We start from the raw sequence: 710 nt of genomic DNA, 5'->3' as shown, positions 1-710 counted from the left end.
GGGGACGCTTACCACTTTGTGGTTCATGACTGGGGTGAAGTCGTAACAAGGTAGCGCTAGGGGAACCTGGCGCTGGATCACCTCCTTAAACGATGATTATTGCGATGAGTGTTCACACAGATTGATATGGTTTAGATTTCAGAGCAAAATTGGTTCTGCATAAAATGCTGAAGCAATTTATGTGGGGCTATAGCTCAGCTGGGAGAGCGCTTCGCTGGCAGCGAAGAGGTCATCGGTTCGATCCCGATTAGCTCCACCACATACTTCTGTGTCCCGTTCGTCTAGAGGCCTAGGACACCGCCCTTTCACGGCGGTAACAGGGGTTCGACTCCCCTACGGGATACCATCTTTAAGCGCATTTAATTAGTGTTCTTAAAAATGGTTACTTCTTTGAAGTGATTAGCTCTTTAACAATTTGGAAAGCTGACAAAACAACAATTTATTGTTGTTTGTAAAGTTCTCAAAGTATTCATTTATGAATACAACTAATAACACATTCAAGTGTTCTTGGAATTTGAGTCCGGCAAAATCGATATGTCTCTCGCTCATTCAAATAATGAGAGACAACTTTGGTTGTTTAACATCAATTCGAAACTCCTTCGGGTTGTATGGTTAAGTGACTAAGCGTACACGGTGGATGCCTTGGCAGTCAGAGGCGATGAAGGACGTATTAACTTGCGATAAGCCCAGATTAGGTAGTAAAAACCACT

At 43.4% G+C, this 710-nt stretch carries 2 tRNA genes and 2 rRNA genes; all 4 read left to right on the top strand.

Annotated elements, in window-relative coordinates:
• Positions 1-88: ribosomal RNA gene (locus F7Y48_RS23555) — 16S ribosomal RNA — on the top strand; the annotation flags it as partial.
• 95 nt (positions 89-183) lie between these two features.
• Positions 184-259, top strand: a tRNA-Ala gene (locus F7Y48_RS23550).
• Positions 260-270: 11 nt separating this feature from the next.
• Positions 271-346: transfer RNA gene (locus tag F7Y48_RS23545), tRNA-Glu, on the top strand.
• A gap of 264 nt (positions 347-610) precedes the next feature.
• Positions 611-710, top strand: a 23S ribosomal RNA gene (locus F7Y48_RS23540); the annotation flags it as partial.

Origin of the sequence: Vibrio sp. 2-1-2a, assembly GCF_032648565.1 — a bacterium.
Taxonomy (GTDB): domain Bacteria; phylum Pseudomonadota; class Gammaproteobacteria; order Enterobacterales; family Vibrionaceae; genus Vibrio; species Vibrio diabolicus.
Note: the sequence above shows the minus strand (reverse complement) of the source record. Positions and strands in the feature narration are given on the sequence as shown.